A 17,820-nucleotide genomic window follows, 5' to 3' on the forward strand; every position below is an offset into this window, starting at 1 on the left:
ATTCGAAGAAAATACCTCGAGGCTCTGCCTCGGGGACAATAGAGGAAAAGTTTGAAAAACGGATGGTTTTTCATAACACTTTGAAAAAGTGTAGTTTTGAACTATGGATGATCATATTTTAAAAAGACATAACAAAACATTACTTCTGTATCATTTAGTTTTTCCTGTAAAATATAGGAATTCAGTTATTACAGAGGAAGTTGGATTTGGTTTGAAAGAAATATGTATTGATTTGTCACAACGCTATGAAATACATTTTGTGGAAGTTGGTTATGAAGAAAACCATGTTCATTTTTTAATACAAAGTGTTCCCAGTTTGTCGGTGAGTGAAATTTGTATGAAAGTAAAGAGTATCACGGCGAAAGAAATTTTCAGACGATTTCCTGAAGTGAAGACAAAGCTTTGGGGAGGAAACTTTTGGACAAGTGGTTACTATGCAAACACAGTAGGTCAATACGGGAACAAAGATGTTATCAAAAAATATATTGAAAATCAAGGTAAAGAAATAAAATATCAAAAGGTATATGAAGCTCAGCTTACACTTTTTGATTTCTAATACTTCGGGGCTCTGCCCCGGGGTAGTTTATTATTTACAGTCAAAAGTATGGCTATAGATGGTAAAGCAATTGTTTATATTTTTGACTCATCTACTACCACGCTTGTAAAGCCCAACTGTAAAAAAATAAAAAATGCTAACGATTCAACCACTTCTGATAAGAATAATTTTTCTGAAAAATCATCCTCTAGTTCAGTTTCAATAGGTTGTATTACCCCTTCTGATATTAAGACTTTATCTTGGCAACAGATTATTCAAGAAAGCATTTTTAGCCCCTTTGATTATCCTACTTTAGGCAATGGGGTTATATATAAAAATTCCAATTACCCTCCTCCCCGTTTTAGTATTTGATCCTTTTTTTTCTAAATACATTTTCTATTATTTACAGTTTCATTCATTTGCGAATTTCTCTAGTGAGCACTTTAAAGTGTAATTTCGAATCTATATTCAAATACAACATATGATGACAAAAATTTTAGTCAACAGTCGTTCTATTCAGCTTTTGCGGGTTCTTGCCAGCGGCATATTTTTAGTGGCTGGTTTAGGACATCTATTAAACACGCTAGAAACAGTAGCTCGAATAGAACAAGCCAATTTCAAAGGGATTGCTTATTACTTTGGAGATCCCAGTTGGTTAGTAATAGCTTCAGGCATAGTTATGCTTATGGCCGGTTGTAGTTTTTTAATAGGCTATAAAACCAAATGGGCAGCCCTTGCTTTGATAGCCGTTTTAATACCAATTACCTTAACCGTACAAATAGGACAAATAAATACCTTGGGGCCTTTGTTTAAAAACATTGCCATACTTGGTGCCTTGTTGTTTTTTGTATTAAACAATTTTGATAATAACACTATAAAATAAAACTTATGAAAACGATATTCATCACAGCAACACTATTTTTCCTGACATTTTTCACACTATCCATACATGCACAGGATACAAATTCATCAACCATAAATGATTACGTCGTATTGACCAAAACCATCGAACAATTGCAGCCCATTATTTTAACTGCTAAAGCTTTAAAACAAGATGAAGGAGTTAACTTTGGGAAATTTGAAGTCATCATATGCGGAAAACAAATCGGTGATATTACATCTCCGGAAAAAATGGGTGATTTCATATCTAAGGCAAACGCGGCCGGGGTGCAAATAATAGCCTGCGGATTTTCTCTAAACAAATTCAAGGTCAATAAAACCAAGGTTCCCAAAGAAATAATAACAGTTGAAAATGGTATTCTATACAATTTTCAACTTCAAAAGAAAGGATACAAAAGTATAACTCTTTAATACATAGAATATGAAATTTTATAAATCAAAGAATATCATCTTCCTTCTGCTAGCATCAATAGTATTTAGTAGTTGTAAATCTGATAAAATAAAGGAAATGACACGAAAAACATCTCAAAAGGACACCTTAAGCATCACCGTATTACAAACTGCGGATATACACGGCCAGCTCGATACCCACCCCGAACTTTTTTGGGAAAATGAAAAAATAGTATATAAAAACCGTGGCGGACTAGCGAACATCAAAACCATTTTTGATCAGGAACGCAAAAAAAACCCGAATAGGACCATTATCGTTGATGGTGGAGACTTGATTCAGGGCAGCGGTTATACGGCACTTTCGGAAGGCTCCGTCATGACAGAGATTGTAAAAAAAATGAAGTACGATGTCATCATTCCCGGAAATTGGGAAGTGGTCTATGGAAAACAAATTATGATGGATGTTATGGAAGGCTATGACACCCAAATCATTGCCCAAAATATGTATCATGATACTTCCAAAGAACCTCTGTTTCCAACCTATTGGGTTAAGGAAATTGAAGGCATACGACTAGGGTTCATAGGCATCAACGATCCGGATGTACCTATTAGGCAAAACCCTATGTTTAGTGAAGGCATTATCTTTAGCGGACTTGACGAAAAATTAAAAATAACCGTGGATGATATCAAGGTAAAGGAAAAAATAGATATTCTTTTTTTGGTGACCCATATTGGCATTTTTAAACAGGTAGAACTATCAAATAACCCCATTACGGAAAATGTTGACTATATTCTTGGCAATGATACCCACGAACGCATACGAAAGCCTATTCAAGGAACATATGCAAAGGTTACAGAACCTGGTGCTTTTGGATCATTTGTGGGGAAATTGACCTTACATTTTGTAGATGGGAAATTGGTTGCCGATGACTATGAATTAATTGACGTCGATCCTGAAGTTTTTCCGGCCAATCCAGAAATACAATCTTTGGTAAACCAGGCAAAGAAACCTTACAAAGAACATCTTGAAACCGTTATTGGCTATACCAACAACCCTATTTATAGATATTTAACCGTTGAAAACCCCATGGACAATATGATTACCGATGCCGCCCGATGGAAAACAGGTGCTGATATAGCTATTTCCAACGGATTTCGGTTTGGCAATCCCATCGTACCCGAAAATGGAAAGCCCGCTCCTATAACAAGAGCAAACTTATGGAACCTACTTCCGGTAAACGAAAAAGTAAAAACCGGAAAAGCAACGGGAAAACAGATTAAAGATTGGTTGGAAAAAGAAATGCACAATGCGTTCGCTCAAAATCCCAATGAACGTTTTGGTGGTTGGCTGGTACGATTTTCAGGGATGAAGGTCAATTTCAACAGTCAAAACGAAAGAGGCAACCGCATTTCAAAAATCTCTGTTAATGGCGTGCCGATGCAAGACGAACAATATTATACTATTTCTGCCTGTGTTCGTCCGGGAGACCCTATTGACAATCTTTGTAGAATGCCCAATGTAAAGGATGTAGAAGTAAAGGATTATACCATTCATGACGTTGTGGAGGAATACCTCACTAAAAATTCACCCGTATCGCCAACCATGGAAGGCCGGGCTTATTGTGAGTATCTGGGCACATATTCCTTTTCAACCGTACCAAAAACAAATTACAAATTTCAATAAAAAATAAATTATGGATAAGAAACAAAAGAAAAGTTGGATACAGTATGGCATTTTTGCCTTAGTGGCGATAACACTGTACGCTACGGGAATGCATACCGAGGTCATCGGATTTGCACAGCGCGGACTTCTCGCCACCGGAATAATGAACCCCAATGTGGAAAAAATAGCCGAAGATAGGAACACTAAAAGCGACAGTAAAACGGCTACTGCTCCTGTGCCTAACAAGGCAGATTTCACTTTAAAATTGATTGATAAGGACGGCAACATCACATCATTGGAAGAGTTGAAAGGCAAGGTCATCTTTATGAATTTATGGGCAACGTGGTGTCCGCCCTGTATTGCCGAAATGCCAAGTATTGATAAACTACATGAAGAAATGGGCGATGAAGTCGCTTTTGTAATGCTGTCGCTCGATCAGGATTTTGCAACGGCTAAAGAATTTGACAAGCGTAAAGGCTATAATTTGCCTATTTATGCACCTGCAAGCAATTTGCCAGCCATTTACGACTCATCAGCTATTCCAACGACGTATGTTATTGATGCCGATGGAAACCTCGCTTTGACCCACAAGGGCATGGCTGATTATAGCGATTTAGAATTCATAAGTTTTCTGAGAAGTTTGAAGTAAACAACTCAAAGATCTAAAAAACCGAAAAAAGTTAGATAAAAATGCTGTGGAGGCCATGAAAGATTATTTAAAACAACATCCAAAATTTAGTCCAAACAAAATGGGAAGCTTTTAGATTGTTATAGGAAAAGGATATTTTGACATTTTAACTCAATAAACGGTATTAACTCCAGATAAAACCTATAAATCTAGAACGATTTATAGGTTTTCTGTAAGAAGGGATTAGATTTTTATTTTTTATTATCATTTCCCATATATCTTTACATCATAAAATAATGAGATATGGTTTTAATACATCTGATGCTTTTTGGGCTTCCTATTACAAACCCCATTCTTAAGTTTCTCATCATTCTTATTATTATTTTGCTCACCCCTATTTTTTTAAATAGAGTTAAAATCCCCCATATACTAGGTCTTATCATCGCTGGAGCTATTGTTGGTCCCAATGGTTTTAATTTATTGCTACGGGATAGTGGCATCATTTTATCGGGTACTGCTGGCTTACTTTATATTATGTTTTTAGCTGGTTTAGAAATTGATATGGCAGAATTTAAAATAAACAAAACCAAAAGTTTATGGTTTGGTATGCTTACGTTTTTAATTCCCATGATATTAGGAACATTTTCAAGTCTATATATTTTAAAATTATCCATCCCCTCCTCTATTCTGGTAGCCAGTATGTATGCATCGCATACCTTAATAGCCTACCCTATTTTAAGTGCGCTTGGGGTTAACAGAATTAAAGCCGTAAATATTACCGTTGGCGGTACTGTAATTACAGATACCTTGTCATTATTGGTCTTAGCCGTTATTATTGGTATGAATACTGGTGAGGTTAATTTGATGTTTTGGTTAAGATTATCCATTTCCATCATCATCTTTTTTTTAATTACCATGTTTGTTTTCCCTATTGTAGCCAAATGGTTTTTAAAACGCTACCACGATACTATTTCGCAATATATTTTTGTGTTGGCTATGGTATTTCTTGGAGCATTTTTAGCGGAGTGCGCCGGTATAGAAGGTATTATAGGTGCTTTTTTAACAGGGTTAGCGCTTAACAGATTAATTGCAACCGACTCTTTATTAATGAACCGAGTTGAATTTGTTGGACATGCTATTTTTATTCCTTTTTTTCTTATAAGTGTTGGTATGCTAGTCGATTATACTGCTTTTTTTAAAGATTTAGAAACCATAAAAGTAGCTATTGTTATGACTGTTATTGCCACCTCATCCAAATTTATTGCCGCTTGGATAACCCAAAAGACACTTCATTTCTCTAATGATGAACGACGCATTATTTTCGGGCTAAGTAATGCGCAAGCAGCCGCGACACTGGCGGCAGTGTTAGTGGGTTTTAACACCATTATCGGACAAACAAGTTCAGGTGAACCCATAAGGTTATTAAATGAAACTATTTTAAATGGTACTATTGTTATGATATTGATAACCTGTACTATCGCCACCTTTTCTGCACAAAAAGGGGCTAGAAACATAGCAATGCGTAATGCTTCTAACAAAGTAAAAAATGCAACCTTATAAATCTAGAGCGGTTTATAAGTTTTCTATTAGGACGGATTAATTCTTAATTTCTTTTTTGTAGATAATTTCAGGTATATTCGATTAGTTGTGCTGAGCTTATTTCTGTATCTCAATATATAATTAACTTGTATAAAGCAAAGTCAAAGTAATAAAGCATTTTACTTATAGTTGGACGGACACCATTTGAAAAAATATAAAAATTAATATGGGAAATCACTAAACTCTTATAGTTTATGAAAACTAAATTCTTTTTGTATTCTTGGGGTTAAAAACCGAAAACTATAATTTCGTAATTTTCTATAAATTCTGTTAATACCCTGTTTGGAAAACCATCCAGTATGGTTGTTCAAACCTTTCAAAGTTTGGAATGACATCCAATGGTTTTCTCCATTTGCCATACTATATATGCCACCAGCAAATGGAAATTCAGATAATATGATGTTATTATTCAATACTTTAAGTTTATGATCAAAATAAAAAATTGGGTCAGTTCCAAAAAAGTGTTCTATTAGGTCAGGCTTAACAATAATTGAACTTCCACATAAGTCACTAAATTTACGAGTTAAGAACAAGTGATTTTTTCCCTCTAAATAAATATAACCTCTTTTTATATGCCATCCATTTACATCATTACCACTAGTATTAACGTAAGCGGCAAGACGATTGCTGATAAAATCATCTGAATCAACAGTCATTATATAGTCCGTATTAAAATTTTCTTTTGCATACGCGACTCCTAGCTTGATTTTTTCGCCCTTATCAATCTCCCGGCGCTTAGTGATACTTTCTTTAGTTTCTGATGGGCGCGGTACAGGTGGTTCAAAATCTGCATGTATATAATAAATGTTATTATGTTTAAATCCAACTGGTGGTAGTTCATGACAAACTACAACAACTTTAAAATTTGCATCCGTCTGATTACAAACGGACATTAACGTTCTTTCAAATAATCGGCAAAATTGAGACCAATCAGACGAAACTTTTTCGCTTTTAACGGGAATTACAAAAGTCAACATAAAACAACATATCATTTAACGATAAATGTATTCAAATAATTTCATTATAAATAGTACCGTAGTATTTATAATATATTTTTAACAGTTTCATAAAAATCATCAACACGGATTATTACTTTCTGTAATATTTGTCCCCTTATTTTCATTTTTTTTATTTCAAATGAAATTAAAGAAAAAAGAAAAAAAAATGAAACGTGACAAATATCATGTTTCACACCAACTACCTATCGTAAATTTACGATTGATATTGTGACACCGCTATAATCATAACTTTACATGAAACACCCATGAGAAAAAACGTCACACACACGAGCATAAATATAATGGTTGTTACACCTGACAATTAAAAAACAATAAACATAAACAGATGAAAAGAAGTTTAGAAACCATCGCTTATAATCAAGATACCGAAGCCTTGGCACGATTTGCTAAAGCCTTGGGGCATCCTACACGTATTGCTATTATAAAACATCTTGAAAACCAATCGTGTTGTTTTACGGGCGATTTGGTTGAGGTGTTTCCATTAGCGCAATCCACCGTGTCGCAGCATCTTAAGGAATTAAAAAATGCCGGACTCATTCAAGGAGAATTAAAACCGCCAAAAATAAAATACTGCATTAACAAAGACAATTGGAATAAAGCAAAAGCTTTGTTTCAGGAGTTTTTTGATTGATTTTTTTAATAATGACATCGTCTATTGGCGATAAACAAATACAAATACCATGAGCAAAGTAATTAAAATTTTAGGAACTGGTTGTCCGAAATGCCAATCGATGACGGCTGTTGTGAAACAGGTCGTTTCAGAAAACCATATCGATGCTACGATTAAAAAAGTAGAAGATATTATGGAGATTATGACCTTCAACATCATGACCACGCCAGCGTTGGTGATTGATGATGTAGAGACCATAAAAGGCAGAGTGCCTTCAAAACAGGAAGTTTTGGAACTTTTAAATTAAGGTTATGAATTATCAAATCCAAGCCTCATCCGTTTCCAACGAGGATGCGGTTATTCATATAAAACAATCGGACATCGGTTTTGGTACAACAGCGCAAACGGTTGACACCTTGCCAAATCCTGCCGAATTATTTTTAGGGTCTTTTGCGGCTTGCATGCTTAAAAATGTAGAGCGTTTTTCGGAAATGATGAAGTTCACCTTTTCAAAAACCCCACTAGACGTTCAAGCAACACGCCTTGAGAATCCACCAAGAATGGATAACATTAGGTATCAATTGACCATTTACAGCGGTGATGCCAATATAAACACCACCTTGCTACAAAAAAACATTGAAAAATTTGGCACTATTTACAATACCGTAAAGGTGGCTTGTGCTATTTCTGGCACAATAACAATTAACCATGTTTGATTGGATACAACATATAGCAGATTGGCTTATTTATAACGTTTTCAGCATTGGTGCAGACACCCATTTAGGAACTGCCCTAAATTTCTTTGTGTACGATACGCTGAAAATCCTCTTACTATTGTTTGTGATTGTTTTCATCATGGGTATTATAAACGCCTACTTCCCTATTGAAAAATTAAAAGACTATTTACACAGAAAAAAACTCTACGGATTGGAATACTTTTTTGCTTCTGTTTTCGGGGCGATCACACCATTTTGTTCGTGTTCTTCTGTGCCTTTATTCATTGGCTTTGTACAAGGTGGGATTCCATTAGGCGTCACGTTTGCATTTTTAATTACATCACCGTTGGTTAATGAAGTGGCCATTGCCATGTTTATTGGCATGTTTGGCTGGAAAGTAACTCTAATCTACGCAGGCTCCGGAATTCTTTTGGGCACTATTGGCGGTTGGTTATTGGGAAAATTGAATCTTGAACCTCTACTTTCTGATTGGGTAAAGACCATTTTAGACAAAAAAATACAACAAAAAGAATTTGAGGAAGAAAAACTAACCTTTAGCCAACGTTTACCAGACATTACCCGTAGTGCTTGGGATATTGTAAAAGGCGTTTTAATTTACGTGATTATTGGTATTGCCATTGGTGCCGCCATGCACGGTTATGTCCCTGAAAACTTCTTTGGACAATATTTAGGTGGTGGACAATGGTGGACCGTGCCACTTGCCGTGATTATTGCCGTGCCCATGTATGCCAATGCTGCAGGAATCGTTCCAGTAATTCAAGTATTTGTAGCCAAAGGTGTGCCGCTTGGTACTGCCATTGCGTTTATGATGGCAACCGTAGGTTTGTCCATTCCAGAAGCCACTTTACTTAAAAAAGTAATGACCCTAAAACTGATTGCCATTTACTTTGGAATCGTAACGTTATTCATCATCCTTTCAGGATTTTTATTCAATGTATTATTATAAACTCTAAATCAATACAACCTATGAACACAATTAAAATTTTTACACTAGTAGCCATCAGTTTTGTACTTGCTTCTTGCAACGGACAAGATAAAAGCAAAGACAATGCTTTAAAAACATCTGTTTCTAAAATTGAAGTTCTTGACTTTCACTCCACTAACAGGTGTATGACCTGTAACGCTATTGAAGCGAGCACCAAATATACCTTAGATATTTATTTTGCAGATGAAGTAAAAAAAGGAAAAATCACGTTTCAAGTGATTAATGTTGATAAAAAAGAAAACGAAGCATTAGCTGAAAAATTCGAAGCATCTGGCACTTCGCTATTTTTAAATGTGATTAAAAATGGTAAAGAAACCAAACTGGATTTAACCGAATTTGCTTTTATGAAAGGCAACGATCAGGACGCGTTTTCAAAAGAATTGAAATCAAAAATTGATGGTGCATTAAAAACGCTTTAAATGGAATTATTACAATCGCTTATTGAAGATTATAATATTCCGATTGTATCTGCTTTTGTACTCGGACTAATGACAGCCATTAGTCCGTGTCCATTGACGACCAATATCACGGCGACGGCGTTTATTTCAAAAAACATTTCAAGTAAAAAGAAGGTGTTTTTAAGTGGTCTGTTGTATTCATTAGGAAGGGGATTTAGTTATACCACCATTGGATTGATCTTGTATTTTGGAGCAAGTAAATTTCACATAGCGCGGTTTTTTAATCAAAATGGCGAAAAGTATTTAGGCCCTTTGCTGATTATTATTGGTTTAATCATGCTCAATGTGATTAAACTTAAATTCTTAGGAAAAGCAAATTTTCAAGAAAAACTCTCAGAAAAATTTAAAGACAAAGGGCTTCTTGGCTCATTTTTGATAGGTGTTGTATTTGCCTTGGCATTTTGTCCGTATAGTGGTGCTTTGTTTTTTGGCATGCTAATACCTATGACCATTGCATCGGCTGACGGTCTTTATTTACCCATCGTGTTCGCATTTGGCACGGGATTGCCAGTCCTTCTTTTTACGTATTTATTAGCCTTTACAGCCAGTAAAGTCGGCGTGTTTTACAAAAGCATTTCAAAAGTTGAAAAAGTAATGCGTAGAATCACAGGCTTGTATTATGTTTCCATTTTTATGGGATTATGGAATTAGTCATATAATCCTTAAATCTTGATCCATAACTAGTCTATACCAATCCCATTTTAACAAATACCTCTTAAAACTAATCCATATAATTTCAATACTTTTGTGTAAAAAGGTGTGCCATATAAATTGGGAAATCACCGATTTATAACTAATCATGGAACATTTCGATAGAAAAAAGCATTGGGAAACCATTTACCAAACCAAAGAACTAATTGAAGTAAGTTGGTATGAACCAACACCTGAAACCTCACTTGACTTTATTAAACAATGTAACCTGCCAACAACGGCTAAAATTATTGATATTGGCGGAGGCGATAGTTTTTTGGTCGATCATTTACTTGAAAAAGGTTATGAGGATATTAGTGTGCTTGATATTTCGGAAGCTGCTATTGAACGAGCAAAAAAACGCCTTGGAACCCGAGCAAAAAACGTCACATGGATTGTTGCAGATGCTACCAAATTTCAACCCAGCGAGCAATATGATTTTTGGCACGATCGCGCTGCCTTTCATTTTCTAACGGATGAACAGGATATTTCAAATTACATTAAAACGGCGCAACAGCATATAAAACCTACGGGTGTTTTGGTTATTGGGACTTTTTCTGAACAAGGTCCCACCAAATGTAGCGGCATTGAAATCAAGCAATATTCAGAAAACTCGATGACGGAGCGACTAAAAAGCGTCTTTGAGAAAATAAAGTGCATCACACTAGACCACAAAACACCGTTTGATACCATTCAAAATTTTGTGTTTTGCAGTTTTAAAAAAATAGCTGTGGTATAGATTTGAAGATTCACTGATTTGAAAATGGATTGATTTTAATCATATATTCAAATATCAGAGAAGCACAAAACGCTGAAAGTAAGGCGAATTTTATTCATAAATTAAAAAATTGCTGCCAAAGAAGCAGATGAAACAGAATACTGGCTGGAATTGTGTAAAGAAGCAAAAAACTATCCATACGACATAACATTGAGCGAAAAGTTATTAAGTATCATTAAGTTACTTGGAAAAATATTAGGGACCCTAGAACGCCATTAATAAAAAATCACATCATTATATCATCGTATCATCTTCAAATCAGCCAATCATATAATCCTCAACATCACCATAAACCCAATTTAACGTCCCGTTAAAAACAAATCCATATAATTTCAATACTTTTGTTTCCGTTAAAAAATAAAAGATTCCCTCCCGATAGCGATCGGGTTCGCGGGAATAAAAAATATATCATTTCCAATGAAAAACACAGCTTTAACAGAGACTCACGAAGCCCTTGGTGCTAAAATGGTGCCTTTTGCGGACTTTAATATGCCGGTACAGTATGAAGGTGTAAATGCCGAACACGAAACCGTTAGAAACGCCGTTGGCGTATTTGATGTATCGCACATGGGTGAGTTTTTAATTGAAGGCGAACACGCTTTAGCGTTAATACAAAAAGTAACCACTAATGATGCATCTAAATTGACCATTGGTAAGGCGCAATACAGCTGTATGCCCAACGATACGGGTGGTATTGTGGACGATTTAATTGTTTATAGAGTTAAGGAAGACACATATTTATTGGTCGTAAACGCGAGTAATATTGAAAAGGATTGGAATTGGATACAATCCAAAAATGATGTGAGTGCTACGATGCGTAATCTGAGTGATGATTATTCCTTACTTGCCATTCAAGGACCAAAAGCTGTTGAAGCGATGCAAAATTTATCAAGTCATGATTTATCTAGCATCGATTTTTACAATTTTGTCGTATCCGATTTTGCAGGGATTGAATATGTGATTATTTCGGCCACTGGTTATACTGGTAGTGGCGGATTTGAGATTTATTGCAAGAACAGCGAAGTGAAACAAATTTGGGATAAGGTATTTGAAGTTGGCGCCAGTTATGGTATTAAGCCGATTGGTTTAGCAGCTCGTGATACCTTGCGTTTGGAAATGGGCTATTGCTTATATGGCAATGATATTGACGATACCACCTCGCCTTTGGAAGCTGGTTTGGGGTGGATAACAAAATTCACCAAAAATTTTACCAATTCTGAAGCTTTAAAAGCGGAAAAAGAACACGGACCAAAACGTAAATTAGTCGCATTTAAATTGAATGAACGTGGTGTTCCTCGTCATGGTTACGATATTGTAGATAACAATGGCAACATTATAGGTATTGTTACCTCTGGAACGATGTCGCCCAGCCTAAATAAAGGCATTGGTTTGGGCTATGTGCCAACTGGCTTTTCAGGGATTGGTAATACCATATACATTCAAATCCGTAAAAATGCCATACCTGCAACCATTGTTAAATTGCCTTTTTATAACGTATAATGCGCCAAGATTTTCAATCTATTTTAAATACCATTTATCAAGAACTAACATCTCTTGATGATAAAGGAACGGTGGCATCTTATATCCCTGAATTGGCAAAAGTCGATAAACATCACTTTGGAATTCATTTAAGAACATTAGATGGTCATAGTTATGGTGTGGGCGATTTCGATACACGATTTTCCATTCAAAGTATTTCTAAAGTTTTAGCGCTTTCTCAAGCGGCATCACTGGTTGGCAATGACATTTTTAAACGGGTGGATGTAGAGCCTTCTGGAAACCCTTTTAACCATTTGGCATTATTGGAGATAGAAAATGGGATTCCTAGAAATCCCTTAATCAATTCTGGAGCGATTGTTATTGCTGATATCTTAATTTCATATTTAAAAAATCCGAAACAAGATTTTTTAAACTACGTCAGGGATTTGGTTGGTGATGATTCCATCGACTTCAATTTAGAAGTCGCACATTCAGAAAAAATAACAGGATTTAAAAATTATGCCGCGGCTAATCTTTTAAAATCCTTTAATAATCTGGAAAACAGTGTGGATGAGGTCTTGTATTTTTACTTTCATCAGTGTTCCATTGAGATGTCCTGCAGACAATTAACCAAAGCATTTTATTTATTTGCAAACAAAGGATCGAGTTTATTACATAAAGCCCAACTGACTGAATCCATGATAAAACGTATCAATGCCATCATGTTAACATGCGGATTTTATGATGAAGCGGGTGAATTTGCCTTTGAAGTAGGTCTGCCCGGAAAAAGTGGTGTTGGAGGTGGCATTGTAGCCTTATTGCCTGATAAATTTGTCATTACTACTTGGTCTCCTGGATTGAATAAAAAAGGAAATTCGCAATTAGGTATGATGGCCTTGGAACAATTTACAAGCGCCACAAAATTATCCATTTTTTAAACATTTTGGTAAGTCCTGTGAGGTATGATAAAAAAAGAAGAGAAACATAGAATTTTAATATTAGGGGCTAGCGGATTTCTTGGTGGTTCCATTTATAAGGAGCTCTGCTCCTATTTTAAAACCTTTGGAACCTATTGCACTCAAAATACACACTACGAAAAGAATAAGCATTTTTTTCAATATGCTGTTGAAGAAGATGATATTTATGACATACTAGATGATGTGAAACCTACCATTATCATTTCAGCACTTCGTGGCGATTTTGCAGCCCAAGTGATAGCGCACAAACACATTGCCGAGTATATTTTAGAACATAAAACGTGGTTGATTTTTTTATCTTCTGCCAATGTGTTTGATGCGTATAGCAAATATCCAAGTTACGAAGATGATAAAACGTTAAGCAATAGTATTTATGGGCATTTCAAAATAAAGATCGAAAATATGCTGTTGCGATTACCAAAAAAGCATGTTACTATTTTAAGGCTACCCATGGTGTTTGGTTCGCAATCGCCCAGAATACTCGAGATTCTTCAAAATTTAAAAAACAACGAACCTGTGGAGGTGTTCCCAAATTTAATTATGAACGTCAACAACGATTCAAAATTGACACAGCAAATACATTATATCATCAATCGTAATAAATTTGGCATTTTTCATTTGGGAAGTAACGATTTAGTGCACCATGATGATTTCATCAAAGAAATGATTGATGTTATTGATAGCGACAATAAAGCCATCTATAAAAAAGTATTTACCACAAACGAAGATAGATATTTGGCGGTATTGCCAAAACACAACGTGTTGCCAAAACATTTGCAGTTAACCAGCCAAGAAATTATTTCAGAATTAAAATATAATTGATTTTTAATTGTTAAATTGTAAGCATACAAACACACAAAAAATTTAAAAGATGAATAAACTTTCAGAAGAAGAGATAAGAGTAAAATTACTTCGCTTTCCAGATTGGGATTATTACGATGATGCCATTCATGCGGAATTTGAATTCGAAAATTTTAAAGATTGCTTCAGTGCCATGAGCCGAATCGCTTTTGAATGTGAAGCACTTAATCACCATCCCGATTGGTCCAATGTTTATAATGTGCTTACCATATCATTATCAACGCACAGTGTAAATGGTGTCTCTGATTTAGATTTTAAACTAGCCGAAGCCATAGAAAGTATTGTAGAACCAGAAGATGAAGAATAATTAAATACATTGATTAACCCGTTGAGGATTTTGGAACTTTATCATTATTTAATGTCAGTTCGAGTGATTTTCCTTAGAAAATTGTATCGAGAACATTGGTTTATTGATTAAAATTTGATTCTCGATACAGATTTCACACATGAAAAACGTGTAATCCCGATAGTTATCGGGACACTCGACACGAGGCAGAGCCGAACTGAACGAAGTTAATTGCCAAATTTTCATCAAAATGCATATTGGGTCTGATTATAATGATTTCAATTTCTAAAATTTTTTAATTTTGCGACGGTTTAAAAACCTTGAACATTAAACTTTTTAACATTAAACTAAATTATGGGAAGAGCTTTTGAATTTAGAAAAGCACGTAAAATGAAACGTTGGTCTGCCATGAGCAAAGCCTTTACTCGAATTGGTAAAGACATTGTCATGGCGGTAAAAGAAGGTGGTCCCGACCCAGTGAGCAATTCACGTTTAAGAGCGGTGATACAAAATGCCAAGGCAGTAAATATGCCTAAGGATAATGTGGAACGCGCCATTAAAAAAGCCAGCGAAAAAGGTCAAGGCGATTATAAAGAAGTCATTTTTGAAGGCTATGCACCCCATGGTATTGCCGTATTGGTAGAAACCGCCACGGATAATAATACCAGAACCGTAGCCAATGTCCGTAGCTATTTTAATAAATGTGATGGAAGTTTAGGTACGTCGGGTTCGGTAGTGTTTATGTTTGATCATACGTGTAATTTCCGAATTAATGCAGAAGGATTAGACCCCGAAGAAGTGGAATTGGAATTTATAGATTATGGTGCCGAAGAAGTTTTTGCGGATGAAGATGGTATTTTAATTTACGCTCCTTTTGAAAGTTATGGTGCCATTCAAGCCGCCATAGAAGCCAAAGGTATTGAAATACTATCATCTGGATTTGAACGCATTCCTCAGGTCACCAAAAAACTAACTCCAGAACAAATACTGGATGTCGAAAAACTTTTAGAGAAACTGGATGATGATGATGACGTGCAAAACGTGTATCACACCATGGAAGAAAGTGAGAATTAATTTGTTTTATTTTAATACATTTTAAAGAGGGTTGTTACTCTCTTTTTTATTTTCATATTGAAACTAATAAGTCTCTTTTAGCTTCATATTTATTAAATTAAAAACAGCATGGAAGATTACAAAATAATTAATTGGGGAATTATTGGTTGTGGCGATGTCACAGAAGTTAAAAGCGGTCCTCCTTACAAACTAACGCATGGTTTTGATTTAAAAGCCGTGATGAGGCGAGATGAAGAAAAACTTAAGGATTATGCCAGCAGGCATCAAATAGAAAAATACTATACAAATGCAGATGCTTTAATCAATGACCCTGATATTGATGCCATTTATATTGCAACGCCTCCAGATACCCATAAATTTTATGGCTTAAAAGTAGCCAAAGCTAAAAAAACGTGTTGTATTGAAAAACCACTATCGCCTAGTTATGCTGATAGCTTAGTGATTTATAACGCCTTTAAGGAAGCCAACACGCCCCTATTCGTTGCTTATTATAGACGCTCATTACCAAGATTTCTTAAAATAAAAGAGTGGTTAGATGAAAGCTATATTGGTGATGTTAGACATATTTCTTGGCAATTAAACAAATATCCCAGCGCTACGGATTTGTTAGGTGATTATAATTGGCGAACCGATGCCAAAGTTGCCAACGGCGGCTATTTTGATGATTTGGCTAGCCATGGACTTGATTTATTTACATTCCTTTTAGGAAATATCAAAGACGTGAAAGGTTTTAGCTTGAATCAGCAAAACTTATATTCTGCTTATGATGCCATAACTGCCTGTTGGATTCACGAAACTGGTATAACAGGTTCCGGAACTTGGAATTTTGGTTGTAATACATATGATGACAACGTTATTATTTATGGAAGTAAAGGACAAATAGAATTCCCTATCTTTAAAGATGAATTTTTAACATTAAAAAGTGACACGAAGACGGAATCACTTTTTATTGAAAATCCAAAACATGTTCAAATGAATCATGTTGAAAATTTAAAAGCAGCATTGTTTACTCCAGAATTCACTCATCCATCCACAAGTGAAACGGCACTTCATACAAGTTGGATCATGGATAAAATTCTGGGAAGAATATAGCTTTTGAAAAATAAAACCAATAATATTAACTAACGTGAGTTCGATGTAATTATAAAGTTAAATACAGTTGCTTTGTATCGACGAAGTTGTTTTTTAAAGAAGGTTTTCTATCTTTAAAATTATAGGCAATAAGTGAGGCAAAAATATTATTGAAGTAGTTGGTTACGCTTCTATGTCTAGAATGTTCAACTTGGCAAATGTTCTTGAGTTGGTCAAAAATAGTTTCGATAATGGCCCTTTTTCTTAAATGATAAGCATCTTGCACAGGGGTCAATAGTTTTGTTTTCATGTTCTTTTTAAGCTTGGTTACCAGATGCACTCCATTATAGAACAACTCAGTAAATAGATCTTTGGAGATGTAGCCTTTGTCACCAAAGAGCTTCCCAAACAGCTTTTTAACAAAGGCTTTGAAGCGTAAAGGTTTTCTATCATCCACATTGCCTTTAGTTATCATAAAATCAATGATACCGCCTTGGTCATTGGTGATTATGTGCAATTTGAAACCATAGAACCAACCCAGGGAACATTGTCCCCTTTGTGCCAAATCCTTGAATACCCTATGTTGGTTAATTCTTCGCTTGTCACAAACCCTTAGGGGCGTAGAATCTATAAAACTAATCCCCGTACAATTTGCCAATCCACAAACTTTGAGGTAAATAGCCAGGGGCATAAAGCTTTGCCCTTTGAGTTCCACCATACGATTATAGGATACCAGGTTTGGAAAATAACTGGTTAGATGTTTTGAGACATAGCCTATATAAAAATCCTTGAAGGTTTTATACCCGGATAAATGGAAAAGCACTTGAATGGTCATTACTTCAGAGAGGCCCATTTTTGAAGCTCTGGTGCGCTTTTTTCCATTGGCCAGTAGGCTTTTTTGCCAAAAAGGGACAAATTCAAGACAAAAATCATCAATAGAACAGAAAATTTCAGTAATTTTAGAATCGGAAATCATAGCGAAATATTTAGTTATATAATTGAAATTCAGAACTTTAATTTACTAAATTTTTCGCTTTTTTATTATAAATAAATCAACTTTTTTACGTCGAACTCACGTTA

At 35.3% G+C, this 17,820-nt stretch carries 23 protein-coding genes; 21 read left to right on the forward strand and 2 right to left on the reverse strand.

Features of this window, described 5'->3' with window-relative positions; all coding sequences use genetic code 11:
* Nucleotides 1–103: 103 nt before the first annotated feature.
* The 7 genes from tnpA to CSW08_RS01085 all read left to right on the forward strand — a co-directional run bounded on the left by tnpA (nucleotide 104) and on the right by CSW08_RS01085 (nucleotide 5,676).
* A complete protein-coding gene (tnpA, locus tag CSW08_RS01055) occupies nucleotides 104–556 on the forward strand; it encodes an IS200/IS605 family transposase (protein WP_106658059.1) in 453 nt (150 codons plus the stop codon).
* A gap of 48 nt (nucleotides 557–604) precedes the next feature.
* Nucleotides 605–907 (forward strand): hypothetical protein, encoded by a 303-nt coding sequence (locus CSW08_RS01060; RefSeq protein WP_106658060.1) that lies wholly within the window; start codon nucleotides 605–607, stop codon nucleotides 905–907.
* A 109-nt stretch (nucleotides 908–1,016) separates the two neighbouring features.
* Nucleotides 1,017–1,418 carry a DoxX family protein gene (locus CSW08_RS01065; protein WP_106658061.1) on the forward strand — a complete coding sequence of 134 codons (402 nt, stop codon included), beginning with the start codon at nucleotides 1,017–1,019 and terminating at the stop codon, nucleotides 1,416–1,418.
* 5 nt (nucleotides 1,419–1,423) lie between these two features.
* Nucleotides 1,424–1,846: a sulfur reduction protein DsrE gene (locus tag CSW08_RS01070; RefSeq protein WP_106658062.1), complete on the forward strand. Its 423-nt coding sequence runs from the start codon at nucleotides 1,424–1,426 to the stop codon at nucleotides 1,844–1,846.
* A 97-nt stretch (nucleotides 1,847–1,943) separates the two neighbouring features.
* A complete protein-coding gene (locus CSW08_RS01075; RefSeq protein ID WP_394337019.1) occupies nucleotides 1,944–3,509 on the forward strand; it encodes a bifunctional metallophosphatase/5'-nucleotidase in 1,566 nt (521 codons plus the stop codon).
* Nucleotides 3,510–3,519: 10 nt separating this feature from the next.
* Nucleotides 3,520–4,137 (forward strand): TlpA family protein disulfide reductase, encoded by a 618-nt coding sequence (locus CSW08_RS01080; protein ID WP_106658064.1) that lies wholly within the window; start codon nucleotides 3,520–3,522, stop codon nucleotides 4,135–4,137.
* A 282-nt stretch (nucleotides 4,138–4,419) separates the two neighbouring features.
* Nucleotides 4,420–5,676: a cation:proton antiporter gene (locus tag CSW08_RS01085; protein ID WP_106658065.1), complete on the forward strand. Its 1,257-nt coding sequence runs from the start codon at nucleotides 4,420–4,422 to the stop codon at nucleotides 5,674–5,676.
* 224 nt (nucleotides 5,677–5,900) lie between these two features.
* On the opposite strand, the gene CSW08_RS01090 is transcribed toward CSW08_RS01085, so the two are convergent.
* Entirely contained in the window at nucleotides 5,901–6,692 is a 792-nt protein-coding gene (locus CSW08_RS01090; RefSeq protein ID WP_106658066.1) for a glycosyltransferase family 2 protein, read from the reverse strand.
* A gap of 367 nt (nucleotides 6,693–7,059) precedes the next feature.
* Here CSW08_RS01090 and CSW08_RS01095 point away from each other — a divergent pair, with 367 nt between their 5' ends.
* The 14 genes from CSW08_RS01095 (at nucleotide 7,060) to CSW08_RS01155 (ending at nucleotide 16,761) form a co-directional block, all read left to right on the forward strand.
* Nucleotides 7,060–7,365, forward strand: a complete 306-nt coding sequence (locus CSW08_RS01095) for an ArsR/SmtB family transcription factor (protein ID WP_106658067.1) — start codon at nucleotides 7,060–7,062, stop codon at nucleotides 7,363–7,365.
* A gap of 49 nt (nucleotides 7,366–7,414) precedes the next feature.
* Nucleotides 7,415–7,651 (forward strand): thioredoxin family protein, encoded by a 237-nt coding sequence (locus CSW08_RS01100; RefSeq protein ID WP_106658068.1) that lies wholly within the window; start codon nucleotides 7,415–7,417, stop codon nucleotides 7,649–7,651.
* Between the two features lie 4 nt (nucleotides 7,652–7,655).
* On the forward strand, nucleotides 7,656–8,060 hold the full coding sequence (locus tag CSW08_RS01105) for an OsmC family protein (RefSeq protein WP_106658069.1): 405 nt from the start codon (nucleotides 7,656–7,658) through the stop codon (nucleotides 8,058–8,060).
* Nucleotides 8,053–9,027, forward strand: a complete 975-nt coding sequence (locus tag CSW08_RS01110) for a permease (protein WP_106658070.1) — start codon at nucleotides 8,053–8,055, stop codon at nucleotides 9,025–9,027. Before CSW08_RS01105 ends, CSW08_RS01110 begins: the two co-directional genes overlap by 8 nt.
* Before the next feature lie 20 nt (nucleotides 9,028–9,047).
* On the forward strand, nucleotides 9,048–9,485 hold the full coding sequence (locus CSW08_RS01115; RefSeq protein WP_106658071.1) for a nitrophenyl compound nitroreductase subunit ArsF family protein: 438 nt from the start codon (nucleotides 9,048–9,050) through the stop codon (nucleotides 9,483–9,485).
* The gene (locus CSW08_RS01120) at nucleotides 9,486–10,175 is read left to right on the forward strand and encodes an aromatic aminobenezylarsenical efflux permease ArsG family transporter (protein ID WP_106658072.1); all 690 of its coding nucleotides are present in this window, start codon (nucleotides 9,486–9,488) and stop codon (nucleotides 10,173–10,175) included.
* Between the two features lie 148 nt (nucleotides 10,176–10,323).
* Entirely contained in the window at nucleotides 10,324–10,953 is a 630-nt protein-coding gene (locus CSW08_RS01125; protein WP_106658073.1) for a class I SAM-dependent methyltransferase, read from the forward strand.
* Between the two features lie 150 nt (nucleotides 10,954–11,103).
* Nucleotides 11,104–11,211 carry a hypothetical protein gene (locus CSW08_RS18330; protein WP_238987173.1) on the forward strand — a complete coding sequence of 36 codons (108 nt, stop codon included), beginning with the start codon at nucleotides 11,104–11,106 and terminating at the stop codon, nucleotides 11,209–11,211.
* Nucleotides 11,212–11,409: 198 nt separating this feature from the next.
* A complete protein-coding gene (gene gcvT, locus CSW08_RS01130) occupies nucleotides 11,410–12,492 on the forward strand; it encodes a glycine cleavage system aminomethyltransferase GcvT (protein WP_106658074.1) in 1,083 nt (360 codons plus the stop codon).
* Nucleotides 12,492–13,409, forward strand: coding sequence for a glutaminase (locus tag CSW08_RS01135; protein WP_106658075.1), 918 nt, complete (start codon nucleotides 12,492–12,494; stop codon nucleotides 13,407–13,409). The genes gcvT and CSW08_RS01135 overlap by 1 nt, the downstream gene beginning before the upstream one ends.
* 24 nt (nucleotides 13,410–13,433) lie before the next feature.
* A complete protein-coding gene (locus CSW08_RS01140) occupies nucleotides 13,434–14,270 on the forward strand; it encodes a sugar nucleotide-binding protein (protein WP_106658076.1) in 837 nt (278 codons plus the stop codon).
* Between the two features lie 49 nt (nucleotides 14,271–14,319).
* Nucleotides 14,320–14,616, forward strand: a complete 297-nt coding sequence (locus CSW08_RS01145) for a 4a-hydroxytetrahydrobiopterin dehydratase (protein ID WP_106658077.1) — start codon at nucleotides 14,320–14,322, stop codon at nucleotides 14,614–14,616.
* A gap of 333 nt (nucleotides 14,617–14,949) precedes the next feature.
* Complete coding sequence (locus CSW08_RS01150; protein ID WP_106658078.1) at nucleotides 14,950–15,669, forward strand: YebC/PmpR family DNA-binding transcriptional regulator; 720 nt, start codon at nucleotides 14,950–14,952, stop codon at nucleotides 15,667–15,669.
* A gap of 108 nt (nucleotides 15,670–15,777) precedes the next feature.
* Complete coding sequence (locus CSW08_RS01155) at nucleotides 15,778–16,761, forward strand: Gfo/Idh/MocA family protein (protein ID WP_106658079.1); 984 nt, start codon at nucleotides 15,778–15,780, stop codon at nucleotides 16,759–16,761.
* A gap of 49 nt (nucleotides 16,762–16,810) precedes the next feature.
* Here CSW08_RS01155 and CSW08_RS01160 read toward each other — a convergent pair whose 3' ends face one another.
* Complete coding sequence (locus CSW08_RS01160) at nucleotides 16,811–17,716, reverse strand: IS982 family transposase (RefSeq protein WP_106657880.1); 906 nt, start codon at nucleotides 17,714–17,716, stop codon at nucleotides 16,811–16,813.
* Nucleotides 17,717–17,820: the final 104 nt, after the last annotated feature.

This window comes from Confluentibacter flavum, from assembly GCF_002843175.1.
Lineage (GTDB): Bacteria > Bacteroidota > Bacteroidia > Flavobacteriales > Flavobacteriaceae > Confluentibacter > Confluentibacter flavum.